Origin of the sequence: Vibrio intestinalis, assembly GCF_025195085.2 — a bacterium.
Taxonomy (GTDB): Bacteria; Pseudomonadota; Gammaproteobacteria; order Enterobacterales; family Vibrionaceae; genus Vibrio; species Vibrio intestinalis.
In genome coordinates this window covers 101,332-119,253 of record NZ_JANAVY020000005.1, presented here as the reverse complement: position 1 = coordinate 119,253, position 17,922 = coordinate 101,332, and the positions used below count along the sequence as shown (strand labels likewise).

Below are 17,922 nucleotides of genomic sequence, written 5' to 3'. Positions count from 1 at the left end.
TGCTAGTTAGCGAGTGTTCGTATGTGATGAGTTTTGAACACTCGCCTAGCTCATAAAAGTAAGGGTTATTTCTCTTCAACCACGTGCTTGAATCGGGCAAACGTCTTCATCGATTCATTCGCTGGCATCAATACGTACTCAGGGTTGTTAGCCTTGAGCCAATATTTCCCTCGTGCGTCCTTTTGGACAACACGCAGTAAGTACTGATCATCTCCTGACTCATCTTGCATCTCAATAGCCATCGTATTACCGGTTATTGAACCTGCGGATGTTGGCGTAATAAACTCAAACAGTAAAAGGTCACCGTCATAGATAGGCGTCTTGCCACATTAAATCAATCACTTCTTTGAATTTTAAAACAGCATTTTTGGTGCAATGCGCAGAAGGTTTTCAGTGCTTTATGGTTTCCATCTCCATCTTGAATGTGTTCTTACATTAATCTCGTTGTATGTGTGTGAAGTTACTTATAAAGATTGAGCTTACCCTGTGTAAGTTTATGTACGATGTAGAGCATGGTGTTAGATTCTTTTTAATTAGATGGAATTAAAGGGACTAGCACGATGATTTTAGAGGTAAAACTGAAGCTTGTGCATAAAGCCTTAGAGGATGAGGGGCAGGGAAGGCATACTTCAATCTGTCGTTATTAGACGGCTGCGTAATGATGGGCGCAACCATTTGGTGCGTCTTTAATAAATGATCCGCAGTGAATATGAACGTACTAATTGTTAAAAATGCACTTTTTACACTCGCCATCACTATTGGGTTAGTTTGGCTTGTCTCTTGGGGCGATTTTCTAGCAACGGCTGCTGAATACCCGTTGGATTATCTTTTTCTGGGGTTTTCGGTGAGCGTGTCGATCTATTTATCATCATACACGGTACTCGACCTGCAAAGAGAGCAATGGCAAAAATCTGCGGTGATGTATTTTGTTTACTATATGGGTGTGTTTGGTCTGTTTATTGATGGGCAAGTGGTGTGGGTGCATAGCGCTAGTGTGTTTGAAAAATTGATAATGGCTGGTATTTATATTGCGATCGCGTTTGTTTCAATCATCGTTCCTCTTGTTATTGGCGCGATTGCGGCTTTACAGGCGTATTCGATTTCCATCTCGGTGGAAAACAGAACAAGACTTTAAACTGAGAGATGGGCGTGGTACTTAATAAACAACAGGCCACGCGAGGTGGCCTGTGATAATGCAGATGAACAGCGCTTAGTAGAGCGACTCGCGCAGGGCATCTTCAATGTCAGTGAACTCGCGATGGCTAATGTTTACTGATGAGTAAATGTCTAGCGGTAGCTGAACAACATCCAGTTCTTGTTTTGCCAGCTTTTCTTCTGATTCAAGTTTCCAGCCATAAATCATTTGCATGGTGTCGCCGTCGATGGTGTAAAGCAATGCAATGGCTGAGGAAGCTTCGTAATCGAATTCTTTGTTCAGATTAACGTCTTCTGTCGAGTAGCTGATGTCGACATTGTTCACGAATTCATCTTTAATCGCTTTGATCTTCTCTTGAACTTTGTAGTTACTTGCAATGGTTGAATCCAGTACTTGCCAATCATCGTAACCAATTGATTTTTTGTCATTTAGACGAGCAATTTGGTCATTAAGAGATTTTACTTTGTACTCAGCATTGCGAATGGTGCGAGTGTTGTATTGACCAAACTTGTTTTCCGCGATGATTTTCTGATCTTTTAATGCTTTTTCAGCGGTCTTAAGCTCGCCGTAAAGGCCAGAAGACTTACGCCAGTTGTTCTGGCCTAGCTTTTCTTTAAGCTGAACATTGACTGTTACACCCTCTTTGATTGCGTTTAAACCAGCTTCGCTAGTTAGGCTATCGTGCGGGTGGTTGATGTAGTAACACGTGTTATTCATGATCCAGCTTTTCGCGTAGCCATCGCGACATTGGCCATTGCTGTTCACTTTGCCGTGGCGGTAGCGCAGCATGTTAGAGTTTTCGTTGAACTTACGAATAGGCAGTTCACGGTCAACAATCTCTTTGTTGTACGCCAACATAGCTGGCTGGCTTAAGCCATTAAATTTGGCTTTTGTCTCTTCAATGACTTTTTTCGCTGCTTCAACCTTTTGTTGGTAAGGCTTTAAATGGGCAGTGTGTTGGTCATAGATTGAGTAATCTTTTTCTGCGCTGGCGCGTACCGCGGTTAGATCGGCATTGAGCTTGTTAATTTGCTCTTCCTTGCGCGCTGCTAAGATGTTGTTTAGGTCAGTCGTGATCTGAGTTGAGTTCGCATAGATATCTTCAACATCTGATTTGATGCTTGAATCTAACTCCGCAAGTTGTTTATTGAATGCTTCAGTGTCGAAGGTCAACACGCCGTTGGTTTCTGTGGTGAACTCACGGTATTGAGAAAAATCTCTCAACGCTCTAAGTACTTTGCGGTTTTTCTTCGCTTCATCGACAGATTCTTGGCTAACGTAGATCATGCCAAGTGATAAGCCTTTCTTATCCAACTCTCGTTGAATTTGATCGGTTTCGCCAGTGATTTTGGCGCTGCTTGGTACGTCTGAACAGCCGCTAAGCGCTAGGATTGCTGAGCTAACTAATACGAACTTCTTCATTATTTTTGTTCCGTTATGTATTGAGAATGGTCGTTAGTATGTCAGTTTCGGGCTGGCGAACAATGAACGGAAATTGGAAAAAAAACCGCAAAATAAGATGGTAAAACACAACTTAGATCACAAAAATAATTTTACTCACATTGGCAATAAACCGCTAACTAAATGACAGTTTGTGAAAGTAAATAACGTGATTTTTGTCGCGATCTGCAATATCTACCCCTTTAGAGAGTTATCTACCCCTTTAGGGTAGTTTAAATTGGTAATTGATTTACATCATGTATTCATTTTTCTTCATAAATGACAATCCAGTCAGATACTAAAATTAATGACTGGAATTAATTATGAGCAAGATGAAGCTAGTCGTCGTCGGTAATGGGATGGTCGGCCATCGCTATATCGAGGATCTGGTAGATAAAACCGATGTAACTCAATACGATATCACCGTATTTTGTGAAGAGCCGCGCGTCGCTTATGACCGTGTTCACCTATCTTCTTACTTTTCTCACCATACTGCGGCTGAACTGTCGCTAGTAAAAGAAGGCTTTTACGAGAAACATGGCATCAACATGTTGCTTGGTGAGCGTGCGATTAACGTCAACCGTGACAAAAACATCGTCTACTCTAGCTCTGGCCGTGAAATTCAATACGACAAATTGATCATGGCAACTGGTTCATTTCCATTCGTTCCACCAATTAAAGGCCGTGAAAGCAAAGACTGCTTTGTTTACCGCACTATCGAAGATCTAAAAGAGATTGAAGCGTGTGCGAAGAAGAGCAAAGTAGGCGTGGTGATTGGCGGCGGTCTATTGGGCCTTGAAGCCGCTGGCGCACTTAAAGCGCTAGGCATGCAAACGCACGTGGTTGAGTTTGCACCTAAACTAATGGCTGAGCAGCTTGATCTAGCAGGTGGTAACCAACTTCGGCAGAAAATTGAAAGCATGGGTGTTAGCGTTCATACCAGTAAGAACACTCTAGAAATTGTCCCTGAAGGTAAAGAGTCGCGTAACGTTATGCGTTTTGCGGATGGTACTGAATTGGAGACAGATTTCATCGTATTCTCCGCGGGTATTCGTCCTCAAGATAAACTGGCTCGCCAAATGGAGTTAGACGTTGCGCCTCGTGGTGGTTTCTCGATTAACGACCATTGCCAAACATCAGATGAAAACATCTACGCAATTGGTGAATGTGCTTCTTGGAATGAGATGTTCTACGGCCTTGTTGCTCCGGGCTACAAGATGGCAACGGTCGCGGTTGATCACTTGCTTGGCAATGTAGAGAGCAAGTTTGAAGGCGCGGATATGTCAGCCAAGCTTAAACTATTGGGCGTGAAAGTAGGCTCAATTGGTGATGCTAATGGTCGTACTCCAAACTGTAAGAGCTACGTTTATCAAAACGAAGAGCAAGAAGTTTACAAACGTCTGATCGTTTCTGAAGACAACAAGAAGCTTCTTGGCGCAGTAATGGTCGGTGATACGGCGGACTACGGCGACCTGCTGCAATTAATGCTCAATGAAATCGACTTACCTGAACACCCAGATACTCTGATTCTTCCAGCGCACGCCGGTGCAGAAAAACCATCGCTAGGTGCGGATGCACTGCCAGAAAGCGCGGTAATCTGTTCTTGTTTTGATGTAACCAAAGGCAAAATCGCTCAGGCGGTAGCAGATGGTCATCATACAATCGGCGATATTAAAGCGGTGACAGGTGCAGGAACGGGTTGTGGTGGTTGTATTCCACTGGTGACATCAGTACTGAATGCAGAGCTTGCTAAAGCTGGCGTTGAAGTGAAAAGCGACGTATGTGAGCACTTTGCTTACTCGCGCCAAGAGCTTTTCCATCTTATCCGCATCGAAGAAATCAAAACCTTTGAAGAGCTATTAGATAAATACGGTAAAGGTTACGGCTGTGAAGTATGTAAGCCTCTTGTAGGTTCAATTCTGGCTTCTTGCTGGGGCGAGCACATCTTGAAGCCACAGCTTGTGAAGCTTCATGATACCAATGACAACTTCTTAGGCAACATCCAAAAAGACGGCACTTATTCTGTGATCCCTCGTATGGCGGGCGGTGAAGTGACACCACAGGCGTTGGGTGAACTAGCGAAAGTGGCTGAAGAATACAACCTATACACCAAAGTAACCGGCGCTCAGCGTATCGGCCTGTTTGGTGCGCAAAAAGATGACTTACCTGATATCTGGCGCAAGCTAATTGACGCAGGTTTTGAAACGGGTCAAGCGTACGCGAAAGCACTGCGTATGGCGAAAACTTGTGTGGGTTCAACTTGGTGTCGTTACGGTGTTCAAGACTCTGTTGGTTTAGGTTCATACATCGAAAACCGCTACAAAGGCATTCGTACTCCGCACAAGATGAAGTTTGGTGTATCAGGCTGTACGCGTGAGTGTGCTGAAGCGCAAGGTAAAGATTTAGGCATTATCGCTACCGATGCTGGCTGGAACATGTACGTATGTGGTAACGGCGGTATGAAACCTCGCCACGCAGACCTACTCGCAAGCGATCTAGACCAAGAAACGCTCATCAAATACATCGACCGTTTCATGATGTTCTACATCCGTACTGCTGCGCCACTACAGCGCACATCAGTATGGCTTGAGAACATGGAAGGCGGCGTTGATTACCTACGCGAAGTGATTGTTGATAACAAACTGGGGATCAATGACCAGCTTGAGACGGATGTGGCGAAATTGGTGGAAGAATACCGTTGTGAGTGGACAGATACCATCAATGACGAATCTCAGCTAGTACGTTTTGCTCACTTCATTAACTCAGACAAGCGTGACGATAACGTAGTGTTTGTGTCTGAGCGTGATCAGCACCGTCCGGCTTCTTATGTTGAAAAACACCCTGAAGCAAAAGGCGACATCCTACACGTCGCGCTAACTGACGCATAAGAGAGAGCGGATTATGACTTTTGAAATTGTTTGCGACATTAACGATATCGCACCGGGTACAGGCGTTTGTGCTTTGGTTGAAGGCCAGCAAGTGGCGATTTTTCGCCCAACGAGCGAAGAGCAAGTGTTTGCGATAAGCAACACTGACCCATTCGCGCACTCGAACGTACTATCTCGCGGCTTGATTGTTGAGCATCAAGATGAGCTTTGGGTAGCAAGCCCGCTGAAAAAGCAGCGTTTTAACTTAGCCACTGGCGCGTGCATGGAAGATGACCGATTCAATGTTAAATCTTTTTCTTCTCGCGTGGTCGATGGCAAGGTAGAGGTTGCGGCTTAACTCTGCGTTAGGTCAGAGATTTAATAGCTATAAGGCTTCCTACCCTTGGGGGGAACAGGAAGGGTAGGGAGCCTTTCACTATTCAATCTTTAAATTTTAACTTTCACTTTTTTGAATAAGGACACTCTCATGTCTACTGATTTTAAACCGGCAGAGTTCGTGCAAACCATGATTAACGTGGGCGAAGCGAAAACCAACACCAGCACACGCGATTTGATTTTGCGCGGTACGATGGCGGGTATCATTTTATCGCTAGCCGTTGTTGTTGCGATTACCACTATCGTCCAAACGGGCGTCGGCATTGTGGGTGCGCTTGTCTTCCCAGTTGGTTTTGTGATCTTAAGTGTAATGGGATACGACCTAGTGACCGGTGTGTTTGGCCTAGCGCCATTGGCTAAGTTTGCCAACCGTCCAGGTATTACATGGGGACGCATCATGCGTTGTTGGGGTCTAGTTGGCCTTGGTAACCTAATTGGTTCACTGATTGTGGCTTATCTTGTCGCAGTTTCTTTAACGGGTAACTTCTCTCTAGAACTGAATGCAGTCGCAAAGAAATTTATCGCGGTATCAACAGCGCGCAGCGCAGGCTTTGAAGCGATGGGTATGGACGGTTGGATTACTTGTTTCGTACGCGGAATCTTCTGTAACCTAATGGTATGTTTGGGTGTGATTGGTAACATGACAGCACGCTCTGTATCAGGCCGTGTGGCAATGATGTGGTTCCCAATCTTTATCTTCTTTGCATTGGTATTTGAGCACACGGTTGTGAACATGTTCTTGTTCCCGCTAGGTATGATCTTGGGTGCGGATTTCGGTATCGCGACTTGGCTTAACTTCAACCTTATTCCAACTATCCTTGGTAACATTGTTGGTGGCCTAGTGATGACTTGTATCCCTCTTTACTTAACTCACGCGAAAACTGCGCCTTCAATCAACAGCGAAGAGAATGCTGATTTAAACCCAGTAAACGCTAAGTAAAACAGATGATTACATGCCCTGTATCAAGGTGCAGGGTATGTAAATTGTGTAGGTTATTGATAGTTTGATTATAACAAGTCGAGATTGAGCAAAGTCGGACTTCTTATATTCAAATTTACAACGAGTAGCAAAGTTATGAGCTTTCCCCGCACTTCTACTAACACTGGTTTCGTTTCTTTAGTTGGCGCAGGCCCGGGCGATCCAGATTTATTAACCATGAAGGGATATCGTGTTATTCAACAGGCGGAAGTGGTGGTCTATGACCGCTTGGTTTCACCAGAGATTTTGGCGCTAGCGGATAGCAAGGCAGAAATGATCTATGTCGGCAAAAAAGTGGACTACCACTGTGTACCACAAGATCAGATCAACCAGATTTTGGTCGACAAAGCCTTAGAAGGAAAGCGCGTTGTTCGCCTAAAAGGCGGTGACTCTTTTATTTTTGGCCGTGGTGGCGAAGAGCTAGAAACCTTGGCTGAAAATGGCGTTTCGTTTGAAGTGGTTCCTGGAATTACCGCAGCGGCAGGTGCAACGGCCTATGCGGGAATTCCACTCACTCATCGTGACCATGCTCAAGCGGTACAATTTATTACCGGACATGTGCAAAAAGACGGCAAAGAGGTGGATTGGTCAGCGGTAGCACAATCAAACTCAACATTGGTGTTCTACATGGGGCTTAAGCAGAGCGGTTACATTGCTGACAAATTGATCACTCATGGCTTAGTTGACGACATGCCTTGCGCGATTATTGAAAACGGCACTCGACGTGAACAAAAAGTGCTGCGTGGTAATCTAAATGACTTACCGAATATGGCGAAACAAGCGCAAAGCCCAGCTCTGATTGTGGTAGGTAGCGTTACTTCTCTACATGAAAAATTAAATTGGTTTGAATAGGTCATATAGCGCCTATTTAACAGGGAGACTCAGCTAATCGTATAGAGTTTTGATAAGGATCACGAGATGGACGAATTCTATACGATTCTACTGGCTGAACCTTGGGTTTGTTTTGTATGTTTTATAGACAACTAATAAAGCAGCAAAGGCTCATCTCTCGCCGGTTAGGATAATTTAATTTTCTCTCCTATTCCTCGTTCCGGTATTGGCTATTTGCTGATCATGGAAACGTCGGGGGAAAGGATGAATAATCGCTATTATCAAACCACCAAGCCACTCAATCAACAACTCCACGACCTTATGCAGCGTATGCATGCTTGCGCGCCAGAAATTGCGAGGCTCTCTTTCGCAAAATACGATGCCAGCACTGATCGGCTGACCACTTATGCCGACAGTGAGTTTGATTTGTGGAATGATCTTCATCACGAGCATCGGTTCAATAAACTCAACCATTTAAAAAGTGCCGCTTCTAGTGGCGTGGCGCGAATCGTCAATGATTTACGCCAGATCAACCATTGTGAACGTGTGCAGTTTCTGCTGCAAAAAGGCTATCGTTCGTCAGCCGCAATTCCTTGTTATCAGAATCGACGCTTTAGCGGTTTTGTATTCCTTAACTCATATCAAACCAATGCGTTTAACTCTCGCCAACTAGGCGCTCTAGCGCCTTATTTTGAAATGGTGCAGTTTACGGTAGAGTCACAGTATCAGGTAGTGGATACCATCGCGACATTTGCTGGGCGGTTAATCAGTGGCCAAAAGCTGTTTGGCCGAGAGTCTTATTATCATGGCCGACGCATGAAGCTATACACGCGTCTTATCGCTGAGTACGTAGCAGATGACTATGGATTGGATGATGAACAAGTGGAGGCCATCGCGCTGTTTTCGCAGTTTCATGATATTGGTAAAAGTGAAATTTCGGAAAAGATGCTTTATACCAATCAATCATTGAGCCAAGCCGAGCTTGATAGCGTTCGTGAACATATCGATAACGGTGTTCGCATCATGAATGAGATTGTCGATTCGGTAGGTAGCCCAGCACACCCAAGTGTGACCATGCTAAACCAAATCATGCACAACCAATATGAGTTTATGGATGGCTCAGGTTATCCAAATGGCATCACCCGCGAGCATTTACCGCTTCCGGCGCATATCATTACAGTTGCCAATGTGTTTGATGCGATGACGACCCATAAAAGCTATCGCCAAGCGTGGTCTATTCCTCATGCTTTACTAGAAATGGAGAAAATGGTTCACCAAGGTAAGCTCGATAGTGAATGTGTGGACGCTCTAAGAAGCTGTCAGCAATACCTGAAAAAAATCATTATCAAATACCCAGAGCCATCCTTACATCATTAAGCTTTAGTTTTAATGGCCAACTCAATGAAGGGTTGGTCATTGATATCTAACTCGCCCAAAGGCGAAAAGTGTGCTTTGTTGACGTGCGCGGCCAATGAGCGGTGATTGTCTTGGTGCACATAAGTGTAGATATAATCTGCTTCACACGCTTTACGTGTAAATTCAAACAACCCTTCAAAACTACCGCGACCTCGGTGCGCTTTCGCAATGCACACTGGCCCCCAAAAAACGCTGTTTTCACGGTTGATGCCAAAGGCGTTGTGCTGCGGTTGAGTGAGGCCTTCACCAACCGAAGTCAATGTGGGTGAGAACTGCCAATAGTACCAGCTTGCGCATACAGCCATTGCGACCACTTGGCCTTCAATCAAACCAATATAGACACTTTGCTCGTTGTTGATCGCAGGGGTGAGGTATTCGTCAGTGAGCACAGTGTTAAGAAAACCATCTTGCTTGTCATCAGTATCGAGCTGGCTTACATGACATTGCTGTTGCAACTCGACAATTGCGGGGATGTCGCTCAAACGAGCTTTGCAAAATTCCATTTCACTCTCTTTGGTTGGTTGATGTAATGCCATTTACAGTAAAACATTATATGGAATGCTATTCAATTAGCGGAAATGTAAATAACCGATATCTTCATGGGTGTGGGCTTGTTACCATAAGGCGTTGAATTCTAGTGAGCCTAATTATGGAAAACGTTGCCATTTTCGTTGATGTGCAAAACATCTACTACACCACCAAACAAAAATACCAAGCCAATTTCGATTACAACCAGTTTTGGTATGTGGCAACGCAGGGTAATCAAGTACAGCTCGCCAACGCTTATGCGATTGCTTCAAATGATCCTAAGCAGCGTCAGTTTCATCATATTTTGCGTGGTATCGGATTTAACGTTGAGTTGAAGCCGTTTATCCAGCGCAAAGATGGCAGCGCAAAAGGAGACTGGGACGTCGGCATTACGCTGGATGTGTATGAAGCGGCGGCTAATATGGATCGAATTATACTGCTCTCTGGTGATGGTGATTTTGAGTTACTGGTTAGACGCATCCAACAGCGATTTGGTACTAAAGTAGACGTGTACGGCGTTCCCGGTTTAACTGCGCAAAACCTGCTTGAAGCGTGCGACCGCTACATTGAAATTGACCACAACTTTCTCATTAAGCGCGGTCGTTAATAGATCAACAAAGGCTCGTACATCTGTACGAGCCTTTTCCATTTAATCAAGTTTAATAAGTATTAGTAATCCAACGTACCACGGATAGGGTAGTGGTTGTTGGGATCGCGAATCCAAGCTAGGCCACGAGTTAATGCCCCCAGTTCCGGACGCACAAATGGGTTATTAGAAATATCAACCACGTGTAAGTTGCCGTGTTCATTTACGATAAATAGGCCCGGCTCAGCAAAGTTATGATCGGTCTCTTGCTCTGAACGAGGGATTGAAATGTATAAGCCCAAGGTTTGCATTTGTGCTTCGGTTAGGCCGTATGCGATTGGGAAGCTAATATCCAGCTTTTCTAAGTGCTGCTCTAGCTGATGTTTTGCGTCTGCAGAGACGGCTAAAACATCCACCCCTGCTTCAGAGAAGGCTTGTTGGTATGTTTCTAGCTCGTTGAGGTACTTGGTACACAATGGGCAATGCTTACCACGATAAACAAACACCGCCTGCCACGTTGCTCCTGCTCTTGGTTTACCAAGAGTCACTGCTGTGCCATCAAGAAGTGTGGCTTCCATCTCAGGAAATTGACCACCTGCTTTGAGTTTAACTGAGTTATCCATTCTAGTTCCTCATCGAAATTTTGCTGCTGAATCTGTTAATCAATGTAGTAGTGGTATCCAATAAAATCAACCAGTTAACTTTTTGTAACCTAGTCTGTGAATATAGCTTACTCGTCAAAAGTTTGAATGGGCTTAGATGGCAAATGAAATTGTTTGTCGTGTGGATAAAAACCGCGTGTTGCTGCTATCTGGCGGCGAAACTAATATGCCCAGCGGATTGATACAGTAATGAAATTTAGTTGGATCACTTTTTAATTCTCAGTTTTTTGAAGTGGTTATTTTTGCCCTTCAGACTAAATCTATCTAATTTTTGGAGTATCTGTCTTGAATGACCTAATTAACCTTTGCCCAAACCGTTTGGGCAGTGAACGCACGAAACGCGAATATGATCTTCGTGTGTTGAATTGTGTCAGTGAAGGCGAGTATGAATCGCGTATGGTGGTGTGGGATAACTTAGCATTTGCAACCAATTCAGTTGAAAGCATTGCGAATTTTATCGATACCGCATTTAACAAACTGCAAAGCGATGTAAAGCAAGCAGGGAAAGAGCTATCGGTTAACTACAGTGAGTTTGTTGCCATGGCGAATGAGGAAATCAACTACATCAAGATTAACGTAGCAGACAGCAAGGCTCAGCTTTTTTGGTATGCCGCTGTGGTTATTATGATTGGTGCGATTGTCGCGCTTTATATTTAATAGCGCCTTTCCACAACAAAATTTGCAAATAAAACGGCCACTCAAAATTGCGTAGTTTGAGTGGCCGTTTTAGCATTGATACCTTTGGTTAGCTCTTTGACCATTGGGCTTTGTGAATGCCGTAGATAGCGTGATCGACAATGCGGCCATTCAGGTTTTCGTTGTGGGTAATAATGCCTTCCAGTTTTAAGCCTAGGCGTTCGCAAAGTTTACGACTTGGCTGGTTATCAACCGCTGCAGAAATTTGCACTTTCTCCATTCCATATTGATTGAAAGCGAGATCGATCATCTTCGTTGCCGATTTACTGACAATGCCTTTGCCCTGAAAATCCGCGTTTATCCAATAGCCTATTTCGACTCTCTTTCTTTCATGGTCGATTCGGTTAAAGCTAATATTTCCCACCAACTCGCCATCAAACATCATGGCACAGACAAGCGAGCTACCATCTGCGTATTCATGTAACGAGCGCTTGATAAAAGTCAGAAAGAAGGCTTCATCATGAGCATGAGGCGGCCACGCAAGCCATTGGCTTAGGTAGTCACGCTGCGCAGTGACAATATCCAAATAAAGTGGGGCAAATGAAGGCTCAATAAGTGCGAGTTTTAGTTTGTCGTCAACATCCAGTGTAAACATAGTATTCCTTTCTCACGTTGTATCTTTGGTGTTTTAATCGTTTGGTGGTAGGTCGAGATATAATCTAAGCATATCTTTGTGCTGAATTCCGTTTTCCCATATGGGCTGGTCATAGCTATCTAAAAAATGGTTTTTGATAACGGAATCGACTCGAAAGCCTGCTCTTTGGTAATAGGTGAGCTGATGGCCAAATGTGCCAGTACCGAGCTCTAGCCGAGTTATGTTTGTCGCGGATAGAGTTTTAATCACATAGTGAAGCAGTTCGCTGCCAATACCCATTTTCTGATACTCAGGGAATACTGAAACATTGAAGATTTCAGCGCTAGTTGTACAGGTTGGCTTTACGATGCAGGCGGCGATGATCTTGTTATGCAGATGAGCAACGAAACAGATTGAATCTTGAAGATAGTTTTCAACTGCGCGCGTATCTGGATCTGCCTCAAGCAGTAATTCGAGCGGAATTGTATTTGGATTAACTTGTGAAAACTCAGTCATGTATTTTCGTCAATTACGAGTGGGTTATATAAAATTACCTCGTAATTTCAATAATGTACATAGTGGCATTGCCTTACGCGGATTTGTTGAAGCTAGGGATGAATTTCTATCGGCGTCCCTTCATTCACTAAGCTGAGGAATTCATCCATGTCTGGGTTTGATAAAGCAATGCAGCCGTCAGTCCAATCGAAACTTTGGATGTAGTCACTGGGTAGTGTCTCTCCGTTTTTTAGCCCATGAATTTTGATGTTACCACCGGGTTCAACATTATTTTGCTTGGCTTGCGCAATGTCGGTGGGGTTTGGATAGTCGATATGAATCGAACGATAGAACTGTGAGTTCTCTAATACGAACCCTAGTGTGTATAGCCCTTCCGGTGTTCGTTTGTCGCCTTCTTGCTGTTTGTGACCAACTGGCTGTTTTCCTAAAGCGACACGAAATTCACGAATGATCTCGCCATTTTGCATTAGATACAAACGGCGCTTCGATTTGTCGACAGCGACTTTGTCTACTTGCGCATGACAAAAAGTTGTCATCAGCATGCCTAACCAAATAATCATCAATTTCATCAGCTTATCTCGTGGCTTGTGGTAAGAGGGCCATTGCGATTATCGCACCCAATAAGTAAAGCAATTGGAATGCCAAAACAAAATTCGCTGCATGTTTATAGTGTAGGTTGGATTAACTCGGAGTTAAGCGCATTTTTGTATTTAAATTGGGGCTATGTTTGCCCTTTATGTGCGCAATTTTCGTTTCGAGAATCGTTCAAAGGTTCTTATATTTGCGCTATTGAGTGAACTATAGTGCTACTATTGCCAATCGATAATGCTAGCAATTTTGGAAACAACGTCAAAAAAATGCTATTCGATTCATGGATATGAAAATTGGGAGATTCGAACTGCGAGCGAGTTAACAGGGCATCGTGTTACTCATTTGATTGACTATCCGAAGCTGTTAATTTTGTAACGCATAATTATCATAAATTTGGTTAGGAAAGGTTCAATAATGTTTCCTCGTGCTTTACTCAAAGACATTATGTCTGCAAGAAATCATCGTTTTCTTGCCAATGCTCTATTTCAGTATATGGATGAACTGCTGCAGCCGCAGTCGATCTGTATTTTCTCAGAACCGCGGGTAAGTGAGCCCCCTAAGGTTTTATATAGCCAGGGTAAGCCGACCGCGTTAGATCATTATCCAGATACATTTTGGTCTTGGGTTGCGCAATTTGATACACCTGATGGCCTTATTCCACTGACTATGGCGACGTGCCAGTGGGAGGAGTCAAACGCAATTGCGTTGAATTCCTACATTTTTATGATGGACAACCATTCTGAAGGCCGTACGTATTTGATGGTGGAGGAAGTTAATCCCGATACCATGCAAAAGGCGAACTACGAGCACGCATTGGATTTATTGCAAGTTATTGCCTCTCGCTGGCAATGTGTTCGCGCTGAGCTGGTGGCGGCCAGTGAGTATCGTGAGCGTGATATTAAAGAAGCGAAATACTTAGATGTGATTCAGCAGCGCGAGAAGTTCATTGAAAACATGAAACTGGTGCAAAAGATCGCGGTCGATATTTCTAACCCAGAAAGTTTAGATGAGTTACATCGTTTCGCGGTCGAATCCATCAGAGAGCGATTAGGCTTTGATCGCGCCGCTCTGATGTTACTTGATATTAAAAAGCGTTGTTTCAGTGGTACGTATGGTACTGATGAGCAGGGTAAAACCGTTGATGTTCATCATACTCAGTACGATCTTCACCAATTGGAAGAGGCTTATATCAATGCCCTGTTTGAAGGGCAAGAAGGGTTGGTCGTTCTAGAGAATGCACCGCTTTATAATGATGGTTCTGTCATAGGCCAAGGCTGGAACGGGATGCTTATCCTGCGTGATGGTGAAGACATCATCGGTTGGATAGCGCTTGATAATTATATCAACCGAGCACCGATTACTTCCTACCAAAAGCAAATGCTTGAATCCTTCATCTCTCTACTTGCCCAAATTTACATTCGTAAACGCCAAGAACAAAATGTCCGTATGTTACACGCCAGTATGGTTGAGCTGTCACGCTGCATGACAGTGCGCGATGTGTGTAAATCAGCGGTAACATTCGGTATTAACAAATTGGGCATAGACCGCTTGGCTGTATTTTTGACCGATGAGAACTGCTCTTATATGCAAGGTACGTGGGGCACGGACATCCAAGGTAATATTACTGATGAGTCGTATTACCGCTCTGAATTGGTCGATCGTTCGATCGTGAACAACGCACGTTCAAACCCGAATGAAGTGGTGTTTGAAGAGTCGGTGCCAATTTATCACGATTTTCATATTGTTGGTTTTGGTTGGACCGCCATGACCATGCTGACCAGCAGTAGCGGTGAACCGATCGCCTTTATTGCTGCGGATAACTTAATCCGCCGTTCGCCACTGACTCACCAACTGCGTGAAGTGATTCGAATGTTCGCTTCTAACCTGACTGAAGTTCTGTTACGTACTCGCGCTCAAGAAGCGGTGCATGTATTGAATGAAACGCTAGAGCAAGAAGTGAAAGAGCGAACTAAGGAGCTGCAAGAAGCGAATGAGCAGCTTGAGCTAATGGCGAAGATGGATCCTCTTACTCGGCTGGGTAACCGCCGTATGTTGGAATCTTTACTTGAAGATATCTGTTTGGATAAAAACAGTGGCAACGCAATTTACGGTTTGGTTTTGGTCGATATTGACCACTTTGGGCTGTACAACAACTGCTATGGCCACATGCAGGGTGATATCGCCTTGATGCGTGTCGGAAGCATCTTACAGCATCATGCGCAGCAGAATAATGAGGTATTTTGTCGTATTGGTGGTGAAGAGTTTGCTTTATTACTCGTTAACCAGACTGAGCAACAAGTGCTTGAATTGGCCGAAAGCATCCGAGCAAGTATTGAAGATGAAGCCATTCCTCATGCTGACAACGAAGATCGTGCGGTACTAACAGTATCTGTGGGTTACACTGTCACTCAGCTGGAAGGCGATGACTTTAACTTTGATGCCTTATATACGTTGGCTGACAAAGCGCTCTATCAAGCCAAAGATCAAGGACGAAATTGCATTTCAGGAAAAATGGTTGAACTTGAATCAACAGAAACTGAATAGAAGTTGGGTATCAGCAGAAATAGAGACGATAGCGATAAAATAACAGAGAAAGAAAAAGCAGCCATTGGCTGCTTTTTCCGTTTTACAGTTTTGCTAAAGAGGAAGGTTGCTTAGTGTTTACCTTGCTTTTATTGAGCTTTTTAATCAGCTTAATCAACGTAGTTGGCTGCCAATCTTTAGGTGTTTCTGAATAAATCGCTTGGCTCATTTCAGCTAACTCTTGCTCAATGTGTTTGATCAATTGAACGTCTTTGCCTTGTTGGCTATTGAGCCATGTTTTTGCCAAGTGCAGAGCCTTGCTCCAATCCTTCGCTTGAAGCGATGTAAGAAGAGCAATGCTGTTGTCGTTGTCTTGAGAAGGAGTTGGGCGCTCTTGATTGGTTGGTTCTTTAGCTGGACGCTTAAGCGCCCAACCTAGCGTAACTAACCAAAGTAGGGCAAACAAACCGGTTAGATAAGGCCAAATGCCACGCTCAACGATCACTTCTGGTGCATCAGCCATATTCTCAGCGGCAACACGAAGGGCTTGTGGCGCAATGGCAGGGTTCGCATTCGGTGCTTCATTAACGTTTAGTTGTAGACCAGTTAAGTAAGCGGTTTGCTGCTGCTCAGCGAGGCTATTCCACCATGGTAGTGATAGCTCTGGCAATGCCACTTCACCGGATTGCTGTGGGATGACTACTTGACGCAGGGTCATGCGTCGTAAGCCATTTTCGAGTTCAGTAAAGCTCGGCTTTTCAGAATAGACTCGTAGTTGCGAAGGGTAGGTCAGCGGTAAGTTTGGAAAACGTTCCGGCGCGAGCCCATCAATGTCCAAATTGATTTCGCGAGTTAGAGAGTCGCCAACTGTAAGCTTTACTGCATCTGGATTGAGTGGGTTACCGTTACTATCAAACCATTGTTGAGTCAGTTCTAGTTGCGATGCAGGCAACCAGTGACCTTGATAATCACTTGGCTTAGCGGATACGGTTAGCATAAAGGTCTCTGGCTCAATATCGATTGGAATAAAGCGCGTAGAACCTTGCTGAGATTGGTAGATAACCGTGCCTTTTAGCGCTGAACTGACAATTTCATATTTGCCCGCATTCTCTGCTGTGATCGTATAGTTTTTATCAATCACGGTCGCTTCGACACCGTTAATCACGGTATTAAACTGTTGGTCTTTACCTTGTTTGCTGATCTCTAAGCCTTGCGCTGTGGGCTCTGAAAACTGAGAGTCTTTAAATTGGCGAGCTTGTCGCTTAATGATGACACGCACTTTCAGTGTCGCGCTTTCACTCGGATAGAGCTGCTGTTTATCAAGCTTGCTGACAACGGCGATAAGCTCATCTTGTTTGGGCAATGCTCCATCGCGGGTTACGGTAATTTGAATCGGTTGCGAGCGCTGTCCTTCCACTTCGAAAGCGGGAATCGTGGTATTGCCTACGCCTTTAGGCACAAGCGATAACACCCATTCACTGCTGCTTGAGCGCGAACCATTGATGATTCTAAATGAGGTATTGAAGCGCGGCTGACTAACAATGAAGTTGTTTTCTAGAACCGAAAAATCAATAGCGTCGCTATCAACATGTTCATCGAATACTACTTTTAGGTTAAAGACCTGATTCTCTACAACCTTGTTATTGCTGACCAATGCTTTAAGAGTGGCAGCCCAAGTAGGCGTGCTGATCGTAAAGCATGCAAGTAGGAGGATGAAGGTTGACGCAACGCGTCGCTTAAGCATTACCATTGTTTGTTTGACTCTTTTGGTAGCGGTTTTTCTCTTGCTTGCAGCACCATTTGGGCTTTGAGCAAGAGGCTAGGGTCGCGAGCAGATTCAACTTGCTCTAACTTTCTAAGTTCTGGGTCAATTTCATTCGATTGACTGTTGTTTCGCGCGCTAGCAGTAACGGGTTTATCTCCCTTTTCGCTAGGCTTGCTGTCACTTGGCTGAGCATGACCTTTTGCTGAATTTAATTCTTTTTCAGCTTCGGACTGTTGTTTTGATTTGGATGTGCTTGCATCCTCACCCTGCTGAGACTGCTGAGACTGCTGAGACTGCTGAGACTGCTGAGACTGCTGAGACTGCTGAGACTGCTGAGACTGCTGAGACTGCTGAGACTGCTGAGACTGCTGAGACTGCTGAGACTGCTGAGACTGC

General features: G+C 44.4%; 16 protein-coding genes and 2 pseudogenes. 9 read left to right on the top strand and 9 right to left on the bottom strand.

Going from position 1 to position 17,922, the window contains the following annotated elements; genetic code table 11:
* Positions 1-65: 65 nt before the first annotated feature.
* Positions 66-326 (bottom strand): annotated as a pseudogene (locus MU515_RS10035) (hypothetical protein); the annotation flags it as partial.
* Between the two features lie 383 nt (positions 327-709).
* On the opposite strand from MU515_RS10035, the gene MU515_RS10030 reads away from it, so the two are divergent.
* Positions 710-1,135 carry a hypothetical protein gene (locus MU515_RS10030; RefSeq protein WP_260260366.1) on the top strand — a complete coding sequence of 142 codons (426 nt, stop codon included), beginning with the start codon at positions 710-712 and terminating at the stop codon, positions 1,133-1,135.
* 75 nt (positions 1,136-1,210) lie between these two features.
* Here MU515_RS10030 and MU515_RS10025 read toward each other — a convergent pair whose 3' ends face one another.
* A complete protein-coding gene (locus MU515_RS10025; protein WP_260260286.1) occupies positions 1,211-2,578 on the bottom strand; it encodes a hypothetical protein in 1,368 nt (455 codons plus the stop codon).
* Positions 2,579-2,919: 341 nt separating this feature from the next.
* Here MU515_RS10025 and nirB point away from each other — a divergent pair, with 341 nt between their 5' ends.
* From nirB to MU515_RS10000, 5 genes are all read left to right on the top strand, one after another.
* Positions 2,920-5,484: a nitrite reductase large subunit NirB gene (gene nirB, locus MU515_RS10020; protein ID WP_260260285.1), complete on the top strand. Its 2,565-nt coding sequence runs from the start codon at positions 2,920-2,922 to the stop codon at positions 5,482-5,484.
* Between the two features lie 13 nt (positions 5,485-5,497).
* Positions 5,498-5,821: a nitrite reductase small subunit NirD gene (gene nirD, locus MU515_RS10015; protein WP_260260284.1), complete on the top strand. Its 324-nt coding sequence runs from the start codon at positions 5,498-5,500 to the stop codon at positions 5,819-5,821.
* 129 nt (positions 5,822-5,950) lie between these two features.
* Positions 5,951-6,799, top strand: a complete 849-nt coding sequence (locus MU515_RS10010) for a formate/nitrite transporter family protein (protein WP_260260283.1) — start codon at positions 5,951-5,953, stop codon at positions 6,797-6,799.
* 135 nt (positions 6,800-6,934) lie between these two features.
* Positions 6,935-7,690, top strand: a complete 756-nt coding sequence (gene cobA, locus MU515_RS10005) for a uroporphyrinogen-III C-methyltransferase (protein ID WP_260260282.1) — start codon at positions 6,935-6,937, stop codon at positions 7,688-7,690.
* Positions 7,691-7,933: 243 nt separating this feature from the next.
* Positions 7,934-9,046, top strand: coding sequence for an HD-GYP domain-containing protein (locus MU515_RS10000; protein WP_260260281.1), 1,113 nt, complete (start codon positions 7,934-7,936; stop codon positions 9,044-9,046).
* Here the strand turns inward: MU515_RS10000 and MU515_RS09995 are convergent.
* Positions 9,043-9,588: a GNAT family N-acetyltransferase gene (locus MU515_RS09995; RefSeq protein ID WP_260260280.1), complete on the bottom strand. Its 546-nt coding sequence runs from the start codon at positions 9,586-9,588 to the stop codon at positions 9,043-9,045. The genes MU515_RS10000 and MU515_RS09995 overlap by 4 nt on opposite strands.
* 146 nt (positions 9,589-9,734) lie before the next feature.
* On the opposite strand from MU515_RS09995, the gene MU515_RS09990 reads away from it, so the two are divergent.
* On the top strand, positions 9,735-10,220 hold the full coding sequence (locus tag MU515_RS09990; protein ID WP_260260279.1) for a LabA-like NYN domain-containing protein: 486 nt from the start codon (positions 9,735-9,737) through the stop codon (positions 10,218-10,220).
* Between the two features lie 62 nt (positions 10,221-10,282).
* Here the strand turns inward: MU515_RS09990 and MU515_RS09985 are convergent, their stop codons facing one another.
* Positions 10,283-10,822, bottom strand: coding sequence for a redoxin family protein (locus MU515_RS09985; protein ID WP_260260278.1), 540 nt, complete (start codon positions 10,820-10,822; stop codon positions 10,283-10,285).
* A gap of 357 nt (positions 10,823-11,179) precedes the next feature.
* Between MU515_RS09985 and MU515_RS09980 the strand changes: the two genes are divergently transcribed.
* A complete protein-coding gene (locus MU515_RS09980) occupies positions 11,180-11,518 on the top strand; it encodes a thiamine-phosphate diphosphorylase (RefSeq protein WP_260260365.1) in 339 nt (112 codons plus the stop codon).
* 88 nt (positions 11,519-11,606) lie between these two features.
* On the opposite strand, the gene MU515_RS09975 is transcribed toward MU515_RS09980, so the two are convergent.
* The 3 genes from MU515_RS09975 to MU515_RS09965 form a co-directional block, all read right to left on the bottom strand.
* On the bottom strand, positions 11,607-12,152 hold the full coding sequence (locus MU515_RS09975; RefSeq protein WP_260260277.1) for a GNAT family N-acetyltransferase: 546 nt from the start codon (positions 12,150-12,152) through the stop codon (positions 11,607-11,609).
* Positions 12,153-12,185: 33 nt separating this feature from the next.
* Entirely contained in the window at positions 12,186-12,647 is a 462-nt protein-coding gene (locus MU515_RS09970; protein WP_260260276.1) for a GNAT family N-acetyltransferase, read from the bottom strand.
* Positions 12,648-12,739: 92 nt separating this feature from the next.
* Positions 12,740-13,207, bottom strand: a complete 468-nt coding sequence (locus tag MU515_RS09965) for a L,D-transpeptidase family protein (RefSeq protein ID WP_432816139.1) — start codon at positions 13,205-13,207, stop codon at positions 12,740-12,742.
* Between the two features lie 445 nt (positions 13,208-13,652).
* Between MU515_RS09965 and MU515_RS09960 the strand changes: the two genes are divergently transcribed.
* The gene (locus MU515_RS09960; RefSeq protein WP_260260274.1) at positions 13,653-15,782 is read left to right on the top strand and encodes a sensor domain-containing diguanylate cyclase; all 2,130 of its coding nucleotides are present in this window, start codon (positions 13,653-13,655) and stop codon (positions 15,780-15,782) included.
* An 82-nt stretch (positions 15,783-15,864) separates the two neighbouring features.
* Here the strand turns inward: MU515_RS09960 and MU515_RS09955 are convergent, their stop codons facing one another.
* Both MU515_RS09955 and MU515_RS09950 read right to left on the bottom strand, forming a co-directional pair.
* Positions 15,865-17,505 carry a BatD family protein gene (locus tag MU515_RS09955; protein WP_260260273.1) on the bottom strand — a complete coding sequence of 547 codons (1,641 nt, stop codon included), beginning with the start codon at positions 17,503-17,505 and terminating at the stop codon, positions 15,865-15,867.
* A pseudogene (locus MU515_RS09950) lies at positions 17,505-17,922 on the bottom strand (hypothetical protein); the annotation flags it as partial. The pseudogene MU515_RS09950 and the gene MU515_RS09955, both read right to left, overlap by 1 nt.

Coding starts and splice junctions, on each gene's coding strand:
- MU515_RS10030 (WP_260260366.1), top strand. CDS start 710: ATGAACGTACTAATTGTTAAAAATGCACTTTTTACACTCGCCATCACT.
- MU515_RS10025 (WP_260260286.1), bottom strand. CDS start 2,578: ATGAAGAAGTTCGTATTAGTTAGCTCAGCAATCCTAGCGCTTAGCGGC.
- nirB (WP_260260285.1), top strand. CDS start 2,920: ATGAGCAAGATGAAGCTAGTCGTCGTCGGTAATGGGATGGTCGGCCAT.
- nirD (WP_260260284.1), top strand. CDS start 5,498: ATGACTTTTGAAATTGTTTGCGACATTAACGATATCGCACCGGGTACA.
- MU515_RS10010 (WP_260260283.1), top strand. CDS start 5,951: ATGTCTACTGATTTTAAACCGGCAGAGTTCGTGCAAACCATGATTAAC.
- cobA (WP_260260282.1), top strand. CDS start 6,935: ATGAGCTTTCCCCGCACTTCTACTAACACTGGTTTCGTTTCTTTAGTT.
- MU515_RS10000 (WP_260260281.1), top strand. CDS start 7,934: ATGAATAATCGCTATTATCAAACCACCAAGCCACTCAATCAACAACTC.
- MU515_RS09995 (WP_260260280.1), bottom strand. CDS start 9,588: ATGGAATTTTGCAAAGCTCGTTTGAGCGACATCCCCGCAATTGTCGAG.
- MU515_RS09990 (WP_260260279.1), top strand. CDS start 9,735: ATGGAAAACGTTGCCATTTTCGTTGATGTGCAAAACATCTACTACACC.
- MU515_RS09985 (WP_260260278.1), bottom strand. CDS start 10,822: ATGGATAACTCAGTTAAACTCAAAGCAGGTGGTCAATTTCCTGAGATG.
- MU515_RS09975 (WP_260260277.1), bottom strand. CDS start 12,152: ATGTTTACACTGGATGTTGACGACAAACTAAAACTCGCACTTATTGAG.
- MU515_RS09970 (WP_260260276.1), bottom strand. CDS start 12,647: ATGACTGAGTTTTCACAAGTTAATCCAAATACAATTCCGCTCGAATTA.
- MU515_RS09965 (WP_432816139.1), bottom strand. CDS start 13,207: ATGATTATTTGGTTAGGCATGCTGATGACAACTTTTTGTCATGCGCAA.
- MU515_RS09960 (WP_260260274.1), top strand. CDS start 13,653: ATGTTTCCTCGTGCTTTACTCAAAGACATTATGTCTGCAAGAAATCAT.
- MU515_RS09955 (WP_260260273.1), bottom strand. CDS start 17,505: ATGCTTAAGCGACGCGTTGCGTCAACCTTCATCCTCCTACTTGCATGC.